The sequence below is a fragment of the Euzebyella marina genome (genome assembly GCF_003687485.1).
In the GTDB taxonomy this organism is placed as follows: domain Bacteria; phylum Bacteroidota; class Bacteroidia; order Flavobacteriales; family Flavobacteriaceae; genus Euzebyella; species Euzebyella marina.
The window spans coordinates 682,566-700,717 of the sequence record NZ_CP032050.1 but is presented as its reverse complement, the minus strand read 5'-3'; the positions used below and the strand labels follow the sequence as shown (position 1 = coordinate 700,717).

At 39.9% G+C, this 18,152-nt stretch carries 14 protein-coding genes; 11 read left to right on the top strand and 3 right to left on the bottom strand.

Features of this window, described 5'->3' with window-relative positions:
* Positions 1 to 56 precede the first annotated feature (56 nt).
* Positions 57 to 917 (bottom strand): AraC family transcriptional regulator, encoded by an 861-nt coding sequence (locus D1013_RS02865; protein ID WP_121847449.1) that lies wholly within the window; start codon positions 915 to 917, stop codon positions 57 to 59.
* A gap of 282 nt (positions 918 to 1,199) precedes the next feature.
* Between D1013_RS02865 and D1013_RS02860 the strand changes: the two genes are divergently transcribed.
* The 6 genes from D1013_RS02860 to D1013_RS02835 all read left to right on the top strand — a co-directional run bounded on the left by D1013_RS02860 (position 1,200) and on the right by D1013_RS02835 (position 11,408).
* Positions 1,200 to 4,619, top strand: coding sequence for a SusC/RagA family TonB-linked outer membrane protein (locus D1013_RS02860; RefSeq protein WP_121847448.1), 3,420 nt, complete (start codon positions 1,200 to 1,202; stop codon positions 4,617 to 4,619).
* Positions 4,620 to 4,648: 29 nt separating this feature from the next.
* Positions 4,649 to 6,247, top strand: coding sequence for a SusD/RagB family nutrient-binding outer membrane lipoprotein (locus D1013_RS02855; protein WP_121847447.1), 1,599 nt, complete (start codon positions 4,649 to 4,651; stop codon positions 6,245 to 6,247).
* 104 nt (positions 6,248 to 6,351) lie between these two features.
* Positions 6,352 to 9,750 carry a ThuA domain-containing protein gene (locus D1013_RS02850; protein ID WP_162987789.1) on the top strand — a complete coding sequence of 1,133 codons (3,399 nt, stop codon included), beginning with the start codon at positions 6,352 to 6,354 and terminating at the stop codon, positions 9,748 to 9,750.
* 178 nt (positions 9,751 to 9,928) lie between these two features.
* The gene (locus D1013_RS02845; RefSeq protein WP_121847445.1) at positions 9,929 to 10,501 is read left to right on the top strand and encodes a pentapeptide repeat-containing protein; all 573 of its coding nucleotides are present in this window, start codon (positions 9,929 to 9,931) and stop codon (positions 10,499 to 10,501) included.
* A gap of 63 nt (positions 10,502 to 10,564) precedes the next feature.
* Entirely contained in the window at positions 10,565 to 11,056 is a 492-nt protein-coding gene (locus tag D1013_RS02840; RefSeq protein WP_121847444.1) for a DUF6265 family protein, read from the top strand.
* 1 nt (position 11,057) lies between these two features.
* Positions 11,058 to 11,408, top strand: a complete 351-nt coding sequence (locus D1013_RS02835; protein ID WP_121847443.1) for a hypothetical protein — start codon at positions 11,058 to 11,060, stop codon at positions 11,406 to 11,408.
* A 70-nt stretch (positions 11,409 to 11,478) separates the two neighbouring features.
* On the opposite strand, the gene D1013_RS02830 is transcribed toward D1013_RS02835, so the two are convergent.
* Complete coding sequence (locus tag D1013_RS02830) at positions 11,479 to 11,949, bottom strand: CBS domain-containing protein (protein ID WP_121847442.1); 471 nt, start codon at positions 11,947 to 11,949, stop codon at positions 11,479 to 11,481.
* A gap of 208 nt (positions 11,950 to 12,157) precedes the next feature.
* Here D1013_RS02830 and D1013_RS02825 point away from each other — a divergent pair, with 208 nt between their 5' ends.
* From D1013_RS02825 to D1013_RS02810, 4 genes are all read left to right on the top strand, one after another.
* Positions 12,158 to 14,443: a M28 family peptidase gene (locus D1013_RS02825; protein ID WP_121847441.1), complete on the top strand. Its 2,286-nt coding sequence runs from the start codon at positions 12,158 to 12,160 to the stop codon at positions 14,441 to 14,443.
* A complete protein-coding gene (locus D1013_RS02820; protein ID WP_121847440.1) occupies positions 14,436 to 15,239 on the top strand; it encodes an SDR family oxidoreductase in 804 nt (267 codons plus the stop codon). Before D1013_RS02825 ends, D1013_RS02820 begins: the two co-directional genes overlap by 8 nt.
* Before the next feature lie 115 nt (positions 15,240 to 15,354).
* Positions 15,355 to 15,729 (top strand): hypothetical protein, encoded by a 375-nt coding sequence (locus D1013_RS02815; RefSeq protein WP_121847439.1) that lies wholly within the window; start codon positions 15,355 to 15,357, stop codon positions 15,727 to 15,729.
* Positions 15,730 to 15,886: 157 nt separating this feature from the next.
* Positions 15,887 to 16,597, top strand: coding sequence for a hypothetical protein (locus D1013_RS02810; protein ID WP_121850572.1), 711 nt, complete (start codon positions 15,887 to 15,889; stop codon positions 16,595 to 16,597).
* Positions 16,598 to 16,650: 53 nt separating this feature from the next.
* On the opposite strand, the gene D1013_RS02805 is transcribed toward D1013_RS02810, so the two are convergent.
* Entirely contained in the window at positions 16,651 to 17,142 is a 492-nt protein-coding gene (locus tag D1013_RS02805) for a hypothetical protein (protein WP_121847438.1), read from the bottom strand.
* Positions 17,143 to 17,207: 65 nt separating this feature from the next.
* Here D1013_RS02805 and D1013_RS02800 point away from each other — a divergent pair, with 65 nt between their 5' ends.
* Positions 17,208 to 18,146, top strand: coding sequence for an NAD-dependent epimerase/dehydratase family protein (locus tag D1013_RS02800; RefSeq protein WP_121847437.1), 939 nt, complete (start codon positions 17,208 to 17,210; stop codon positions 18,144 to 18,146).
* Positions 18,147 to 18,152: the final 6 nt, after the last annotated feature.

Sequence of the window (18,152 nt, the reverse complement as noted above, 5' to 3'; positions counted from 1 at the left end):
CTCAAAAATGACCTTTGACAATACTTTTTTTGCCCAAAATTTGTAAAAACCATAATTCAAGTATGCAATCTAACATAATCACTGGGAGACATGCCAACAATGGACTTGAATTGACGGTTAAAATTTGAGATGTTATTAAACCCAGATTCGTAGCAAACTGAAGAAACCGAATTTTTGTTCTCCATAAGAAGCTTGCAAGCATAACCTACCCTAATTTCATTCAAGTAGCGGGTAAAGGTCTTTCTGTGAACGCGTTTAAAAAAACGGCTAAAAGCAGAGGCGTTCATGTGGGCTACTTCAGCCACATCTTTAGAATGTATGGGTGTATTAAAATTCTTGAAGATATATTCATAAATACGATCAAGATTCTCATTATCGGACTTTCGAAAAGAGTTCACGAATCCGGAACTCGAAAGCAGCCTATACGAAGGATGTCTGGACAGTCTATTGAGAATCTTGAGGAACCCAAGCGCTTTATCAAAACCGTTCAGGTCCAATAAACCTTCTATCTCATCGATAGTTCTAGGGGGTAAGCCAATAAATTTCACACCCTGTTCGGCCAAGTCGAAAAGTTTGGATATCGACTGCATTTCAGGTTTTGACAACCACCCCTGTCCCAAAAAATCTTGGGTAAAATGAACCGCCAGCGCCTCGGCCACTTTCTGCGAACCATCTTCAAAATAACTATCATCGTTCAACCACATATGAGGCAGATGCTTACCTATAAGTACTACTTCACCCTCTTCGAACTTTTCGATACTATCACCTATAAAACGGGTGCCGGTGCTTTTTTTAATAGCCACTAACTCCAATTCGGGGTGATGGTGCCAAATTTTCAAAAAATGCGCATAATGATGTCTACTTACAGTAAAAGAGCTATGCTGAGCGCTTGCTCTGTCTATTAAATGTAATTTCATCAGTTAGGGTTTTCTAAACATAGATTTAACACATTTAGATACAATTACATTCAAAAAAAGCAATTTTACATCAATACGGCAAAAAAAATACATTTATAAGCATAATTTTTAGTAGATATTAACATATAGGCCATATAATTTTGAGCCCAAAGTTTAGCAAATTGTTAAATCTTAATTAAAAATAGGTGTAGGCATCAATTTGTAATTCTGATATAACCTTCAAAGAATTAGAACAGTAACTAACAAACTCAAAACTAAGTTTAACTAACACTCTCAGCAATTATGCAAAAACGACAGAAATTGGGGATTTCCGAAGGGATAATTCCCAAATTTGACTTTAAGACAGTCCTTCTACTGTTCTTGATGATTATCACTTTAAATAGGTCTTCAGCTTTTTCAAGTGTGCTCGTAACCACTGATATATTAAGCACTCAAGAAACTATTACGGGCACGGTTAGTGACGAAACCGGTTTTCCGCTTCCCGGAGCTACCGTAGTAGAAGTTGGCACCTCCAATGGAGTATCGACCGATTTTGATGGGAACTATTCCATTACCATTACAGGAGATAATCCCATTTTGGAAATATCATATATGGGGTATGCCACAAAAAGAGTTTCCGTGAACGGGCAAACCACAATCAATGTAGTTTTAGCGGAAAATGCTAGTGAACTAGAAGAAGTTGTTGTTACCGGTCTAGGTATTACTCGTGCGAAAAAAGCACTGGGTTATGCCGTTGCCACTGTAGAGGCTGATGCATTAGTAGACGCGGCCCCTACCAATTTTGCTACCGCTCTTTATGGTAAAGCCCCTGGTGTACAGATAGCGGCCACTCCTGGTGGAAACACTAGTGCTGTAAATATTAATATTAGAGGTTTAAACTCTATTAACGGAAGCAATCAACCATTAATAATAAAAGACGGTGTTCCAATCAGAAACCAAGATGTTTCTAACGCCGATTATTGGAGCAACCAACGTGTAGAAGGAAATGGTCTATTAGACATTAACCCAGAAGATATAGAAAACATTTCAATCTTGAAAGGAGCCTCAGCAGCTGCCCTCTACGGTTCGGAAGCTGTTAACGGGGTATTACTGATTACTACTAAAAAGGGTAAAGGCAAAGGATGGAGTGGAGAATTCAATTCAGTCTACAGCTTCGATAATGTTGCGTATATGCCTAAATGGCAAAACGAAAGAGGCCCAGGATATCCTTGGTTTGTTTCGGCTTGGGGAGATGATGTCGATGCAGATGGTTTTCAATATTATGATACTAATGGGGATGGAACTCCTGATACAAAAGGGGTAATTGGAACTAACCTCAACTATGGGCCAAGATTTGACGGCCAACCTATTCTTGCTTGGGATGGTAATGTTAGACCTTATACCGCTCAGAACAGCTATGAAGGTTTATTCAAAACCGCCCACAACACCCGATTTAACTTTGGCCTTTCTCATGTTGGAGAAAAGGCAAATACTAGATTTTCTTTCACAAGACTGGACAATCAGGCGGTAACTCCAAATTCTAGTAATTACAACAACACTTTTAGTTTGAATTCAAATATCGATTGGACCGATAACTTTAGAACTCAGGTTGTTGTAGACTACTACAACAAAAAAGTTTACAACCGACCTTATAAGATTGACAGGATTGTAAACAATTTTGGCGGAATGATGAACCGTTTCGACAATGCCGATTGGTACACCGATCACTATCAGACCAGTTTGGGCTATCGTTACGTATTGGGTTCTGCCCAGAGTTTTACGCCTAATGAAAATCTTACCATTCCAGGGTATAGAGGTGATATTTTAGACTATTACTGGAGAATCAATAGACATCAGTACGAAGAAGCTTCTGACCGTGTTATTGCAGCTGTAACCTTAGAGTATGACTTTTTGAAAGATTTTAATTTCAGGGCAAGAGCATCACATGATTTCACTTCCGAATATACAGAAGACAAAAACCCCACTGAAATACCATTGGTATACAACAATACTACAGGTATGTTCAGAATGCGTCAAAAAAAGGACAATGTAAAATACGGTGAACTTCTTTTAACCTACAACAAAGCCATTAATGATGATTTTTCAGTTCTCGCTCGACTTGGATACAATGCCGAAGAAAGAACCAATAGGTTGACCCAGTTACAGACGGTGGGCGGTCTTACCGTTGAAAATTGGTACGATATGAGCGCCTCAAGATTGCAGCCTACTATTGCTGACCTAAAAAACTGGAACAATCGCGATAACTATTTAAGAGACGGTGTTTTCGGAACTCTAAATCTCGATTATAAGGGCATGCTATATCTTGAAGGTACTATTAGAAAAGATAGAATTTCAACCGTACCTGCCGAATACAATGGCTTTACGTATCCTTCGGTAAATGGTAGTTTTGTTGTATCAGAAGCTTTTGAACTGCCTCAATCAATTGATTTGTTCAAGGTTAGGGGCTCTTGGGGTGTAGTAGGTAACGCTCCTGGGTTATACCAAGCAAATATTGCCTATACCCAACTTGGTCTTAGTGGTTCTGAAACCATATATACCACACTGCCCACTCAGTATGGTAATGATAAAATTAGACCTGAAGAGAAGCATGAGATTGAATTCGGTCTTGAATTGAGAATGTTCAAAAACAGATTAGGTTTAGATGTATCATACTATGATGCAGAAATTAGAGATCAAATTCTACAATATACTTTACCTCGAAGTACTGGTGCACAGTCTGTTCTTGCCAATATAGGTGTCTTGGGGAATAAAGGTCTAGAAGTAGGATTGAACGGAACTCCCATAAGAACGTCAGATATCGATTGGAATGTCGGAATTAACTTCTCGAGAAACAAAAATACCGTTAAAAAGCTAACAGGTGATTCAGACAAATTGGTTCATAAAGACCAAGATGGTAGCGCTGTACAATTGGTTTCACAAGTCGGCGAGGCAATGGGCGATATTATGGTTCACCCATTATTAACCGATGCGAACGGTAACAATGTTGTATCCGATAACGGTCTTTATCTGGTAGATGCTGATCAATGGGTCAAAGCAGGTAATGTCAATCCTGATTTTATTGGGGGTATTTGGTCTAATCTCTCCATTAAAAACTTCACATTAGATTTCAGTATAGATTATAGCTGGGGAGGAGACATCATGCCTAAGGGATACTATTGGATGGTCGGACGTGGCTTAACAGAAGAAAGTTTAGCTTGGAGCGATTCGGCTAGAGGAGGTTTAAGTTATTACCCATCTCAAGATGGCGATAACGTACAATTGATACAGACCAACGCAGCACAAGGACCGGCTGGAGAAAGGGTCTATAACGACGGTATCATTTTAGATGGTGTAAAGGCCGATGGAACTCCTAACGATATAGTGGTTTCAAACCCAGAATATTTTTGGACCGTTTATAACTGGGGTGGTCCAGCATACAGCCCTAATACTAGATACGATCTTTTTGTAAGAGAGAACAACTACCTAAAAATGCGTGAAATATCGATTGGCTATAGTATACCAAAAGAGGTAGTTGAAAAAACAGGCTTATCCTCAATCAATTTATCTGTGTTTGGCAGAAACCTATTCTATTTATACAGAAGCATTAAAGAAGTTGACGGCGAAGGTGTAACTGTGGGAACAGACTGGCAAGAAAACTGGTACAACGGTGCTAATGGTTGGACCAGCAAAACCGTTGGATTACAACTTAGAGCTAGATTTTAAGTATTTCGTTTAACGTTATAATCATATTCATGAAGAATTTAAAAATATTCGTAACAACCTTTCTGACCATGGCCATTTTGTTGGTCTCCTGTCAGGATGATGATTTCAAAGATTACTACTCCGACCCTTCAACCATTGCAGAAACAACAGTTGAAAAGCAGTATGCGGGCTTCTTGCAAAGCAATAAAGAAGATATCATGCCATCTTACTCTACATACTTTGTAACGGGTCGGCCCACTTTAATGGTATATACACAAACTCGAGGATTCGAAAATAGTATTGGTAGATATACGCCTGGTGATGCTCCTATCGACCCAATTTACAACAGGTTTTACGCCACTCTATTCCAGTTTCGTGAAATGGAGAGGATTTACGACCAGTTGACACCTGAAGAACAAAATGAATACCGCATTTTTATCATAACAGGTAAAATCTATCTATATGATTACACCCAAAAAATGATAGACCTTTTTGGAGATATACCTTTTACCGAGGCTGGTAAAATAAGTCAGAATGAAGGTGACTACGAATCTTCTTACGCTTCTTTTGACTCTGCTGAAAGTCTTTATACCATGATGATAGATGAATTACAGTCTATTGCCTTAGAATTAAATACTATCAATCTCACAACGGCAGTAAAAGATTACTTTACAGTTCAAGATTTTGTTAATGGAGGTGATATCAATACTTGGAAAAAGTACTGTAATTCTTTAAGACTCCGGTTGTTGACCAGAGCTTCTTTAAACAGCGAATTTTCAGGTATTGCACAAAGCCAAATAGGCGAAATTTTAAGCAATCCTTCAACCTACCCTATTGTAAATAGCAATGAGGAAAATATTCAAATAGAATCTTTGGGAGAAGGAATGGGTCTAGAGGCTAATTTCCAGAGTACCTTCGTAGAAGGTGATGGATGGAACTCTAACGTTGCTAGTAAGGCTATGATTGATTACATGGTAGAAAACACTGACCCGAGATTGCGTTGCATGTTTCAACCCGGCAGCGAAGCTGAAGAAAATGAATATCTAGGTCTTGACCCCAATATGGCCGAAAGTGCGCAAACAGCTCTAGTCAACTCTGGGGTTGTAAGCATCTACAATAATTGGACTTTCAAGAACAATCGTAATTTTCCTGGCTTGTTAATTTCAGCCTCCGATGTTGACTTTTATCTCGCTGAATATTACTTGGGTTCAAATGACGCGATGGCTAAAGAACACTATGAGAAAGGCATAAGAGAGTCTGTAAACTTTTATTATTCAGCGAGAGATTTGGCAATCAACTTTGATGATTCACCAGAAATTGAAGCTCTTAATCCGTCCGAAATAGATAACTATCTATTGGAAGGAGAAATCTCTTGGGATTCAGCCACTAGCGATCAAGAAAAACTAGGTTTGCTAGCAAAACAAAAATGGGTTCATTTAAATATGGTACAGATGTACGAGAATTGGGCCGAAATACGCCGTTTAGATTTACCAGACCTAGAGTTTGTCAACGATAATTCTTCCGCTCAAACCACTCCCCCGAATAGATTTATATACCCGTCGGCAGAAAGAACATTTAATGCAGACAATTATAGTGCGGTTAGCGCAGACGATAATTTAGATGCTAAAATATTCTGGGATATAGATTAAAATAATTATGTTAGTTTCATGATTAGTTGAGTTCAGCAATGGTCGACCTAAAGGTCGACCATATCTGTTTTCGGCGCCTGACCATATTACCAAAACCAACGACCATGAGTACCCATACAGTCTTTAACAAAAGCATTCACTTGTTACCTTCTTTCAAGAGTTGTCACTTCATTATTTTGGTGTTGACCATAGCCCTTTCGGCATGCCAGCCCCAGCCAAAAGAACTATTGGTTTTTAGTAAAACGGAGGGCTTCCGTCATGGTTCGATAGAGACGGGGGCACAAGCACTCAAGAAATTGGGAGAAGAAAACGGTTATAAGATTACTACCACCGAAGACTCGGCATACTTTAATGAAGATTCCCTACAAAATTATTCCGCGGTCGTTTTCCTAAACACTACCAGAGATATACTGAACGATGTTCAACAAGCCGATTTTGAACGATATATTCAAGCTGGTGGCGGCTTTGTCGGTATACATGCGGCAACCGATACCGAATATGATTGGCCTTGGTACAATAAACTGGTCGGTGCTGTTTTTGACAGCCACCCTAAAATTCAAGAAGCCACTCTAAGAATTGAGAACAAAGAGCACAATGCCACCAACATGTTCACAGATTCGATTTGGACGAAAAGTGACGAGTGGTACAATTTTGTAAACATTAATCCGGACATTCAGGTTTTGGTAAGCGTCGATGAAACCAGCTACGAAGGGGGCACCAATGGAGATGAACACCCCATTTCTTGGTTTCATGAATATGACGGAGGAAGGGCCTTCTACACCGAATTGGGGCATACAGATGAGACCTATTCAAATCCTCAATTTTTAAGTCACCTGCTCGGGGGAATCAATTATGCCGTAGGAAAAAATAGTCTCGATTACGATAAGGCGAAGACACAAAGGGTACCGCCCGAAGACCGTTTTGCAAAAAAAATACTCGATTTCAATTTGAACGAACCTATGGAACTTGACGAATTGCCAGGAGAGGGCATCATTTTCGTTGAGCGCAGAGGCGCTGTCAAACTCTTTGATTTCGATAAGGAAAAAACAGAACTTATGGCCCAGTTAGATCTCTTCTATGGTAATGAAGATGGTCTTTTAGGTATTGCCGTTGACCCAAACTATATGAAAAACCACTGGATTTATCTGTTTTACACCGCCCCCGGCGAAGTATCTAAGCAACGTATCTCTAGGTTTATGGTTTCAGATAAGAAAGTAGACCTAAGTACCGAAAAAATTCTTCTTGAAATACCTACGTCAAGACAATGCTGTCATAGTGGTGGGGCGTTGGAATTCGGACCTAACGGAAATTTATTTATCGCTGTCGGGGATAATACGAATCCGTTTGAATCTTCCGGTTTTGCACCTATTGATGAGCGCGAAGGTCGTGAGGCATGGGACGCTCAGAAATCCGCTTCCAACACCAATGACCTGCGCGGTAAAATACTAAGAATAAAACCTGAGGATGATGGCTCGTACTCCATCCCCGAAGGAAACCTATTTCCAGAAGGCACTGAAAAAACTAGACCCGAAATCTACATAATGGGTAATAGAAACCCCTTTCGTCCTTCAATCGATAGCAAAACAGGCTATCTATATTGGGGCGACATCGGGCCTGACGCCGGAAAAGCCGATCCAGACAGGGGGCCCAGCGGCATGGGCGAATACGACCAAGCACGCAAAGCCGGTTTCTGGGGCTGGCCATATACGCGTGGCTACAACGAACCTTACAATGATTACGATTTTGAGAGCAACACCTCGGGCCCGAAATTCGACCCAGAAAATATCATCAACGACTCTCGCCACAATACAGGCCTACAAGAATTGCCCCCGGCGCAACCCTCAATGATTCCGATGACCTATTATAGATCTGAAGAGTTTCCTTGGATGGGCGCTGGCGGCATCAACCCAATGGCCGGACCTGTCTATCATGCTAGTGACTACCCAGATGCTGAAAACGCCTTTCCTTCCGAATACTTTGAGAACAAATTATTCTTATACGAGTGGATGCGCGACTGGATCTATGTCATTACCCTAGACGAAAACCAAGATTATGTAAAGGCAGACGCGTTTATGCCAAATACTGAATTTTCGCATCCTATGGATATGATTTTTGGCTCGGATGGTAAAATGTACGTTCTCGAATATGGCCAAAAATGGAACGCCCAAAATCTGGATGCAAGGCTCAGTAGCATCAGCTACCTGCCAGGAAATAGAGCCCCGATCGCCAAATTCGTTCACGACAAATCGGTAGGGGCCGCTCCTTTAACCATTAATTTCTCAGCAGATTCTTCGCTAGATTATGACAATGACCCTCTATCTTACGAATGGTTTTTTGAAGGAAGCAATTCACAATCCAACGAAAAGAACCCCGTACACACTTTTGAAAAAGAGGGCATTTATGATGTCAAATTAAAAGTGACCGATGAAAAAGGCAATACTTCAATAGCCAATTCGAAGATCATGGTGGGCAACGACCCTCCTGAATTGATTATGGAAATCGAGAACAATGATTCTATTTATTGGACGAACAAAAAAGTCAACTACCGTATTCTGGTCAAGGACAGACAAGATGGGAGCACTGAAGAAGGCACCCTAGATTCAAAAGATGTAAAAGTTACTTTTGATTATATACCCGAAGGAAAAGACATGGTAAAGGCTACTATTGGCCACCAAAGAAACATAGTTCCTGAAGGAAGAAAAATAATAGACAACTCCGATTGCAAAGCCTGTCATGCCATTGACGAGAAAGTGAATGGCCCTAGCTATTTGGAGGTTGCCAAAAAATACAATGCGGAAGATACTGGTTATCTGGTCTCAAAAATCATCAAAGGCGGTGGTGGCGTATGGGGAGAAGGATCCATGTCGGCCCACCCGCAACTGAATGTAGAAGAGGTTACAAAAATCGTCGATTATATTTTATCGTTGAAGCCCAGTGATGAGTCAGAACAAAAATACTTACCATTAGAGGGTACTTTGACGTTCGACCAACATGAAGGTTCCCCGGGAGAAGGAAGCTATATATTAATGGCCTCTTACCGCGATAAGGGCAACCCAGACCAGCCTGAATCAGAATTGACGGCCACCGAGCAATTCGTTTTCAATAGCCAAAAAATACAAGCCGAAGAGGCCAACGAAATAAGTGAAGGAATCAATAGCTGGAGAACCAATTATTCAAGGGTAGTCGGCGGTATGGTCGACAAAAGCTTTTTGAGATTTGATAATATCATCTTGAAAAATCTTAAAACTCTCAAATATGCCACCTTCTTTAATTCAGACTATGAGTTCAAAGGTCTTCTCGAAATTCACGAAGGAGCTATCGACGGCCCCATAATCGGAACGCAAAAAATAGATTATTTCGGACCGGAGAAAACGTCCTATTTTGATATACCTATTTTGACCCAATCTGAAAAGGCTAATATTTACTTAGTTTATAAAAACACTGATAAGCCACTGAATAACATCGGTCATGCCGATTATATTTCTTTTGACTATAAACGATGATTTCATTAGAGCTGGTCAATTTCTCTATCGGCCGACTCTAATCATCAATAAGACGGATTATTTTTGAAGTTAATCATCTTGGCTTAACCAGCTATAGTCGATACTTCGGTTGACAAACGAAACCTATGTTTCACTAGATTCTTTAAATTTATTGGCTCATCAATCTATTGAACGAAACATGCAAAAACCGTTTATTGCCGATAAAACTTTTAAAGGACAGGATTTTAGCGTAACAAGGCTACCTCAAGGCGAATATGAGAACTGTAGGTTCGAAGGCTGTAATTTTTCTCGTGGCTTTCTAGACAACCAAAATTTCATGGAGTGTCAATTTGTTGAATGCAATTTGAGCAATGCCAATATTGTCAACACCACGTTTAAAGAAGTAGATTTTAATCTCTGCAAAATGATGGGGCTTAGGTTCGAGACCTGTAATACGTTTCTAATCGAATTCCTCTTTTCGGGATGTGACCTCAGCTATTCTTCGTTTTATGAGATGACTCTGAACAAACAGAAATTCTTAAACTGTAATCTCACTAGCACTGACTTTTCATCCGCCCAATTAAAAGAAGTCAGCTTTCAAAATTGTAATATGCTAAATGCAGTATTCAACAATACAGATTTGGAAAAATCTGACTTTACAAGCGCGAAGAACTACTCAATCGACCCCGAAAGAAACAAACTAAAAAAAGCCAAGTTTTCTCTAAACGAAATAAAGGGCCTGCTGCACAAATACGAGATTACTATTGTTTAGGGCCCTTTCTTCTTAAGACTTACTGATTATGATATTTTGTATATTGGTGTGTATATAACTTCTATGCGCCACCTTCTTTTCATTACGCTTTTAATATCATATGCTGCTCTTGGGCAAAACACCCTCACTATGCCCGATAATGCCAGTTCGCCAAAAGCATCATTAAATTCTATAGAATGGATGGCAGGCCATTGGCGGGGCACCGCTTTTGGAGGTGTTACAGAAGAAATTTGGGCTCCCCCTTTGGGCGGTTCGATGATGTTCTCTTTTCGGTTAATCGTTGATGGCACCGTTTCTTTCTACGAACTAGGCCACATTAGAGAAGTTGATGGAACTTTGATATACGAACTCAAACATTTCAATTCTGATTTAAAAGGATGGGAAACGAAAGACGAGGTTCAGCAATTTCGATTGTTAAAACTTGAGAAGAACAGGGTGTATTTTGAAGGTTTTACTTTTGAGAAAATAAGTGATAAAGAAGTGAACATCTACGCGGCCATAGGAAATGAAGAAGGCGGAAGCGAAGAAGTTCAGTTTAATTTTAAGCCTTTGTAGTTTGAAGAAAAAGTGTGAGGAGTGCGGTCGGGAAATTATTGGCAGAACAGACAAAAAGTTCTGTTCCGATTACTGTCGAAACGCATATCATAACAAACTTAACAAAGACACCAACAATCTTATTCGAAACACAAATAACAGACTACGAAAAAACTACCGAATTTTGGAAAGCTTTTCGCTGAAGGATGGTAAGACGACTACCCCAAAAACCAAACTGACTGATAAAGGCTTCGATTTCGAGCATATAACTAGTATCTACACGACCAAAAAAGGCACCGTTTACTATTTTGTATACGACTTAGGGTATCTACCTCTAGACAACGATTTCATCATGATTGTTAAGCGCGAATGACGCAAAAGCCTCCTAAATGAAAAAAGCACCTCAGGGTGCTTTTCAAATTCATATAATTCAGATAAAAGAGTTACTTCCAGTTGTGGCCGTTCAATTTCAGCGCAGCAACTACAATATCCTTTCTACTAATCTGGCCTACAAGTATGCCGTCTCGCATAACGGGTAGCCTTCTACGGTTGTGCTTATCGAAAATACCGGCAGCATCAAAAATAGAAATGTCGTGCGGTATCGTTTCAACTTCCTTGGTCATAAATTTCTCGACACTCTTATCTAAAATCGGTTGATTGAAATATCTACTTTCAGAAATCTGCTTCATACAATCCGCTTCCGATATGATTCCTACCAAAAACCCATTGTCATCCAAAACAGGCCCCCCAGAGATATTGTGTTTGGTAAATAATTCCATAACCTCTAGAATCGACTGATCCGTTCTGAACGTAATCAGGTTCTGGGTCATATAGTCCGACACCAAAATAGGGGCATCGTACTCCTTCTTTGCTACAGCCTTGGCCCTAGGGCCCATAAAACTCTTAATTCCCATAACGATTTGGTTTAATTCTGCAAGGTATTGCAGAAGGTTAATTACTAAAGATACTTAAAAAAACAATACATTCTGCTATTTTTCAGCTTGTTGACTGTTGAATTCGCAACAAACCCCTTAAAAAACAATCAATCTTTTTAAGCATCGGCTATAATATTTGTCTTCATTATTTGGGGAAATTTATATTTTTATTTCAGCAATCGCCCCCATGAAAAAAACTCCTTCCTATATCATTATAATTTTAATGGCCGCAGCCATTTATTGGGGGTTCTACACATCGACCCCAAGTTATGATCCCGATACAGAATCGACCCTAAATGAGTTTTCGGTAGACAGGGCGCTGGCACATGTTCAGCAATTGTCTAAAGAACCTCATGCGCTAGGTTTTCCGGCTCACCAATCTGCAAAAATGTATGTTTTTGACCAGTTGAATAAAATGGGGCTTTCGCCCGTTACACAAACCGGCTATGCTTTGGGCAAAGGCAACAACCTTAGTAAACCGACTAACATCATAGCTAAAATCGAGGGTACCGAACAAGGTAAGTCACTTTTAGTCTTGAGCCATTATGACAGTAATCCGCATTCGTCTCTTGGTGCCAGCGACGCGGCCAGTGGAGTGGCAACTATTTTAGAGGGAGTTAGGGCGTTTTTATCCAAAAAAATTCGACCAACCAATGATATTATTATTCTCTTTACCGATTCTGAAGAACTCGGGCTCAATGGTGCAGAACTGTTTGCCAACCAACACCCTTGGGCCAAGAATATCGGTTTAGTGTTAAACTTTGAAGCACGCGGTAGTGGTGGGCCCAGCTATACGTTTATTGAAACGAACAGGGGAAACCAAAACCTGATTTCCGAATTTATAGCTGCTCGTCCCGAGCATCCCATGGCCAACTCACTTTATTACAGCATTTACAAAATGTTGCCCAACGATACAGACCTTACGGTATTTCGAGAGAATCTTGATATCGATGGTTTTAATTTCGCTTTTATTGATGACCATTTCGATTATCACACAGCTCAAGATTCTTTTGAAAGATTAGACCGAACAAGTTTAGCGCACCAAGGTAGTTATCTGATGCCGTTATTGGAACATTTTAGCCAAGCCAATCTCAATCAGTTGAAAAGTTTAAATGACCATGTGTATTTCAACATGCCCTTTTTTCATGTGGTTACCTACCCTTTTGATTGGATCATGCCTTTGCTTTTTATAGCCATACTATTCTTCGTTGCCCTATTGATCCGTGGAATACAGAAGAAATCGCTTAGTTTAAAAAAATCGCTCTTAGGTTTCATACCCCTATTAGTGACACTTTTATTGAATGGTTTAGTAGGCTATTTCGCATGGCCTTTTTTAAAGTGGGTATACCCGTCTTATAACGACATCTTGCATGGTTTTACATATAATGGCTACCTCTACATATTGGCCTTCGCCCTATTTTCTCTCGCCATTTGCATGTTCGTCTACCACCGTTATCATGAAATTGGTATACGTAATCTGTTAGTGGCACCTCTGGTGCTATGGCTTGTTATCTGTACCCTTGTCGCGATTTATTTGCCAGGAGCAAGCTTCTTTATAGTTCCGGTTTTCTGCTTACTGGCCATGTGGCTAACGCTAATCAATCAGAAAGACCCACATACCCTTTTGTTGCTGTTTTTAGCGCTACCTGCCCTTTGGCTTTACACCCCATTTATCAAAGGTTTTGCGGTAGGTCTAGGGTTAAAAATGCTAGTAGCATCGACACTTATGCTTACGTTGACATTTTTTCTGATTTCACCTGTTTTGGCTTCTTATCGATTTTCTAAAGGATGGTCGAAAGTGTTTTTCACAGGATTTTTCATTTGTCTGATAGTCGCCCATATTGATTCGGGGTTTGATGAGGACAGAAAAAGACCCAGCAGCTTGGTTTATGTATCGGATAATGATTCAAAAAAAGCATATTGGGGAAGCTATGATAACGTTTTGACCGAATGGAACGAGGATTATTTCATCAATCAAGACAGTATGCCCCTGAGGTTGAAATCTAAAATACTGTCCAGTAAATATGGCACAGCCTTTCAACAGGTATCGGAGGCCCCAAAAATAAATCTGGAAAAACCTAAAATTGAAACTTTAAAAGACACGATAATTGGCGAAAAAAGAATCATTGAAGTATGTTTGACCCCGCAGCGCGTTGTGAACCGATTGGATGTGTATTTAGATGGAGCCGATTTGCTGACCGCCAATGTTAACGGACAAGAACTATCTACATACGATTTACCCAAAAACTCTTCCGGTAGGCTTTTTACCCATTATTTAACCCCCGATGAGTATACAGAACTGCAATTGAGCATGGCCAAAAATCAAAAGCCAAAATTGACATTTTTTGAGTCTTCTAACGACCTATTAACTAATCAAGAATTAAATATCGAAGAAAGACCTGAACACCAAATGCCAATGCCCTTTGTTGTAAATGATGCCATTATAAATATTACCACCGTTAGTTATGAATAACAAAATTGCCCTTATAGGATGCGGATGGCTCGGATTGCCCTTAGCAAAGTCTCTACTCAAAAAGGGCTATCAAGTAGCAGGTAGCACTACCTCTGTAGAAAAACTATCCCAATTAAGAGAAAACGGTATTTCTCCTTTTCTAATAACACTTTCAGAAGAAGGCATTGACGGAAACATTGAAACGCTATTAAATAACGCAGCTGTAGTTATCATCAACGTACCCCCGAAATTACGAGGGGGTTCACGAGAGAATTATGTAGTTAAAATGTCGTTTTTAAATACCGCTATTTTAGAAGCAAAAATACCTAAGGTCATTTTTGTCAGCAGCACTTCTGTTTATGGGGACGCTTCTGGCGATGTTACCGAGGAGACCCCTACCCTTCCCAGCACCGAATCAGGTAAGCAATTGTTACTTTCTGAAAATATTTTTAGGGTAGAAAAAAATTATGAGACTACCGTTATTCGTTTCGGGGGGTTAATAGGCCCAAATAGGCATCCCGTTACCATGCTTTCGAAAAGAAAGAATTTAAAGAATGGGCATCATCCCATTAATCTTATTCATCTTACCGATTGCATCAGAGTTATTGAAGAAATCTTACAGCAAGGTTGGTGGAATATGATTTTCAATGCGGTTTACCCCTATCACCCATCTAAGGAAGACTACTACACGGGAGAAGCTGAAAGAAGAAACTTGCAAAAACCTGATTATGAACCTTCTAAAAAAGAGGAAGGTAAAACAATTATATCCTATAATTTAATAACTGTTAAAGGATTCGAATTCACTACAACGTTATAGTTTGTTTTCACAACACTAAAGGGCAGGTTCACAACAAAGTTGGGCGATAGTTGTTAAGATAGGCTGCATTTCATCGATTAAGGTCTAACTTTGAGGTAAATAAAAACTATTTGCCATGGAAAATTCAAAATTACGCGGGCGTATTTTGATGGAGATGGAAAATTTACTCGCCCGTGAAGTACCCAAGCAAAAAGTTCCCCAGAAATTAGAAAACTTACATAAAGACCTTTTAAAAAAACATTATAACGCAGCAGAAGTTTCAATAGATTACCATAGAAGAAGAGTAGAACTGGCCATTGTGATGAACGATGGCGATTACGACCCGAAAAAGATCAACCTTACTTTACCTACCCTTCACACCAATCTCTGGTTTAGAAACTTGTATGATTTTATGAAATCGTGCCTGGAAAAAGATCCTAAAAGCATTGCCTTCTATGCCACTTTGCTCAGGGCCTACCAAGGTAACGAAAAAAGAATGGCGCTTCAATAACGCATTACCCAGACTAACATTTTTAAAAAGGATGTCTTTTGGCATCCTTTTTACATTTACCCATTTCTATTATTGTCTTATTAACAGAACGATAGCAATAATATTAGTATTTTTGCCCACCAAAACCAGAAGATTTTCAATCACTAAACACGATTTCATGAGAAAAATGGCCTTTTTGGTGCTTCTTGGGTTCGGCTTTACCGCCCAGGCACAAACAAAAAGTGAACTTCAAAAGCACTACGAAGAATTTTACCAAGAAATGAGGTTACAGGGTGACGTTACAGGTGTCATCAATGCCCTTACCCACTTGAATGTACTTGCACCCTCTAAAGAGCGTAGAGATACCTTGGCGTATGTTTATGCCAACAACAATCAGCACATGCAAGCCTTGAATACCATTGGTATTGAAAAAGAGGAAAACGATTCTGATATGGCGGTTCAGGTGAAAGCGATTTCATTAAAAGCCCTCAATCAACCTAAAAGAGCTTTAGAACATTTTGAAGAGCTTTTCAAAAGAAACGAAAATCCTTATCTCGCGTACGAAATTGCCGATCTTAAAATACAAACGGGAGATAACGACGGGGCTATATCAAATATCGAATATGGCGTAGCGAATGCTAAAGATGATATGAAATATGCCTTTTACGAGAGACAACAACCATACGAAGTGCCCTTAAAAGCTGCATTTCTACATCTAAAGGCACTTACTCAGTATAACAAGAACAAAGATGATATCGATGGTGCGATTGCTCTGATAGACCAAGCATTGGCCTTAGATCCTAATTTCAATCTTGCCAGTTTGAGCAAACAGGCTTTAGAGTCTAGAAAGAACCCTCCTGCGGCAGCCGCAGAAGAGAAAAAAGAATAGTTTCTTACAAAGAATTTGATAGACGGCGCTTTATTTACAGAGTGCCGTTTTTTTTATTCCAATATCAAATTGGTATCCAACGTATTGTTGACTACCACGTTGAACTGATTGCGAAATGCATTATATGCCTCAAACATTTGCATTATCGACTCTTCAGGGTTTTGATAATAGTAAAGATCACCTTTAATCTTTAGAATATAGGTTCTGAAAACCTTTTGTCTGCTCTTAATCTGCGGAATATCAAATTTTTCAGGGTATTCCGATGCGACCAATTCCTTTTGCTTTTCAATCAGGTCGTCAATGGTGAGTGCCAAATCTTCTTTATTCTCAACTTTATAAAGCGCATCAAAAGCGGTCTCTAAGGCTTGATAGGCTGTCCAATCCTGTAAAATATCTAAAGCCGTTTGATTGATGACCAATTTCTTAGGCCAACTTTCAACATTAAGTTCGTAGCTTGAGGCACTTGAAGTTTCCTCATTGTTGTTTTCATTTTTACATGAAAAAAGGGAGAAAGCAACGAAAGCAAAAAAGAACATTCTTTTCATATGGCGAATGTACAAATTTTGCAAACAGTTATATTTGCGCCAAACCCCATTTTAACTTCCATTTAATGCAAAAATACATACTCATTATTGGCGCTTGTGGCCAGATAGGAACCGAATTGACCTTGACGCTTCGTCAAAGATATGGCAACGACAAAGTGATTGCCAGTGACATACGCGAAGGAAACGAGAGCCTTATGGAATCCGGTCCGTTCGAAATTCTTGACGCTACCGATTATGACGCTTTGGAAGAAGTGGTTGCCTATTACGAAATCAGTGAGGTGTATCTCATGGCGGCCATGTTGAGCGCAACGGCAGAAAAATTTCCTATGCGTGCCTGGAACCTTAACATGAATTCTTTGTTCAATGTTTTGAACTTGGCGAAAGAAAAGAAGATCGACAAAGTTTTTTGGCCGTCAAGCATAGCGGTTTTTGGAGCGAATACACCCGATACTTTAACTCCGCAAAGTACCATTATGGAGCCGTCTACAGTTTATGGCATAAGCAAGCAGTCCGGTGAACGGTGGTGCAACTACTACCATAACAAGTTTCATGTAGATGTTCGCAGTATTAGATACCCTGGACTCATAAGCTGGAAAACCATGCCAGGTGGCGGAACGACCGATTATGCCGTAGAAATATATCATAAGGCGCTTTCAGAGAAAAAATATACCTGTTTTCTTCGGGAAGATACCGAGTTGCCCATGATGTTTATGGATGATGCCATTAGGGCCACCTTGGAATTGATGGATGCTCCGGCGGAAGATATAAAAGTACGTTCTGCATATAACCTTTCTGCCATGAGCTTTACCCCCGCCCAAATTGCAGATAGCATAAAGTCTCACATTCCAGAATTTGAAATTAGCTATGAACCTGACTTTAGGCAAGCGATAGCCGACACTTGGCCAAGCAGTATCGATGATTCATCTGCCCAAACCGAATGGGGCTGGCAGCCAGAATTCGACCTAGAAAGAACTACTTCTGAAATGCTAGAAAAGCTTGGCTAGAAATAA

What these genes read in the sequence shown, in the direction of transcription:
- D1013_RS02865 (WP_121847449.1), bottom strand. Translation starts at nt 917, where the DNA reads ATGAAATTACATTTAATAGACAGAGCAAGCGCTCAGCATAGCTCTTTT.
- D1013_RS02860 (WP_121847448.1), top strand. Translation starts at nt 1,200, where the DNA reads ATGCAAAAACGACAGAAATTGGGGATTTCCGAAGGGATAATTCCCAAA.
- D1013_RS02855 (WP_121847447.1), top strand. Translation starts at nt 4,649, where the DNA reads ATGAAGAATTTAAAAATATTCGTAACAACCTTTCTGACCATGGCCATT.
- D1013_RS02850 (WP_162987789.1), top strand. Translation starts at nt 6,352, where the DNA reads ATGAGTACCCATACAGTCTTTAACAAAAGCATTCACTTGTTACCTTCT.
- D1013_RS02845 (WP_121847445.1), top strand. Translation starts at nt 9,929, where the DNA reads ATGCAAAAACCGTTTATTGCCGATAAAACTTTTAAAGGACAGGATTTT.
- D1013_RS02840 (WP_121847444.1), top strand. Translation starts at nt 10,565, where the DNA reads ATGCGCCACCTTCTTTTCATTACGCTTTTAATATCATATGCTGCTCTT.
- D1013_RS02830 (WP_121847442.1), bottom strand. Translation starts at nt 11,949, where the DNA reads ATGGGAATTAAGAGTTTTATGGGCCCTAGGGCCAAGGCTGTAGCAAAG.
- D1013_RS02825 (WP_121847441.1), top strand. Translation starts at nt 12,158, where the DNA reads ATGAAAAAAACTCCTTCCTATATCATTATAATTTTAATGGCCGCAGCC.
- D1013_RS02820 (WP_121847440.1), top strand. Translation starts at nt 14,436, where the DNA reads ATGAATAACAAAATTGCCCTTATAGGATGCGGATGGCTCGGATTGCCC.
- D1013_RS02815 (WP_121847439.1), top strand. Translation starts at nt 15,355, where the DNA reads ATGGAAAATTCAAAATTACGCGGGCGTATTTTGATGGAGATGGAAAAT.
- D1013_RS02810 (WP_121850572.1), top strand. Translation starts at nt 15,887, where the DNA reads ATGAGAAAAATGGCCTTTTTGGTGCTTCTTGGGTTCGGCTTTACCGCC.
- D1013_RS02805 (WP_121847438.1), bottom strand. Translation starts at nt 17,142, where the DNA reads ATGAAAAGAATGTTCTTTTTTGCTTTCGTTGCTTTCTCCCTTTTTTCA.
- D1013_RS02800 (WP_121847437.1), top strand. Translation starts at nt 17,208, where the DNA reads ATGCAAAAATACATACTCATTATTGGCGCTTGTGGCCAGATAGGAACC.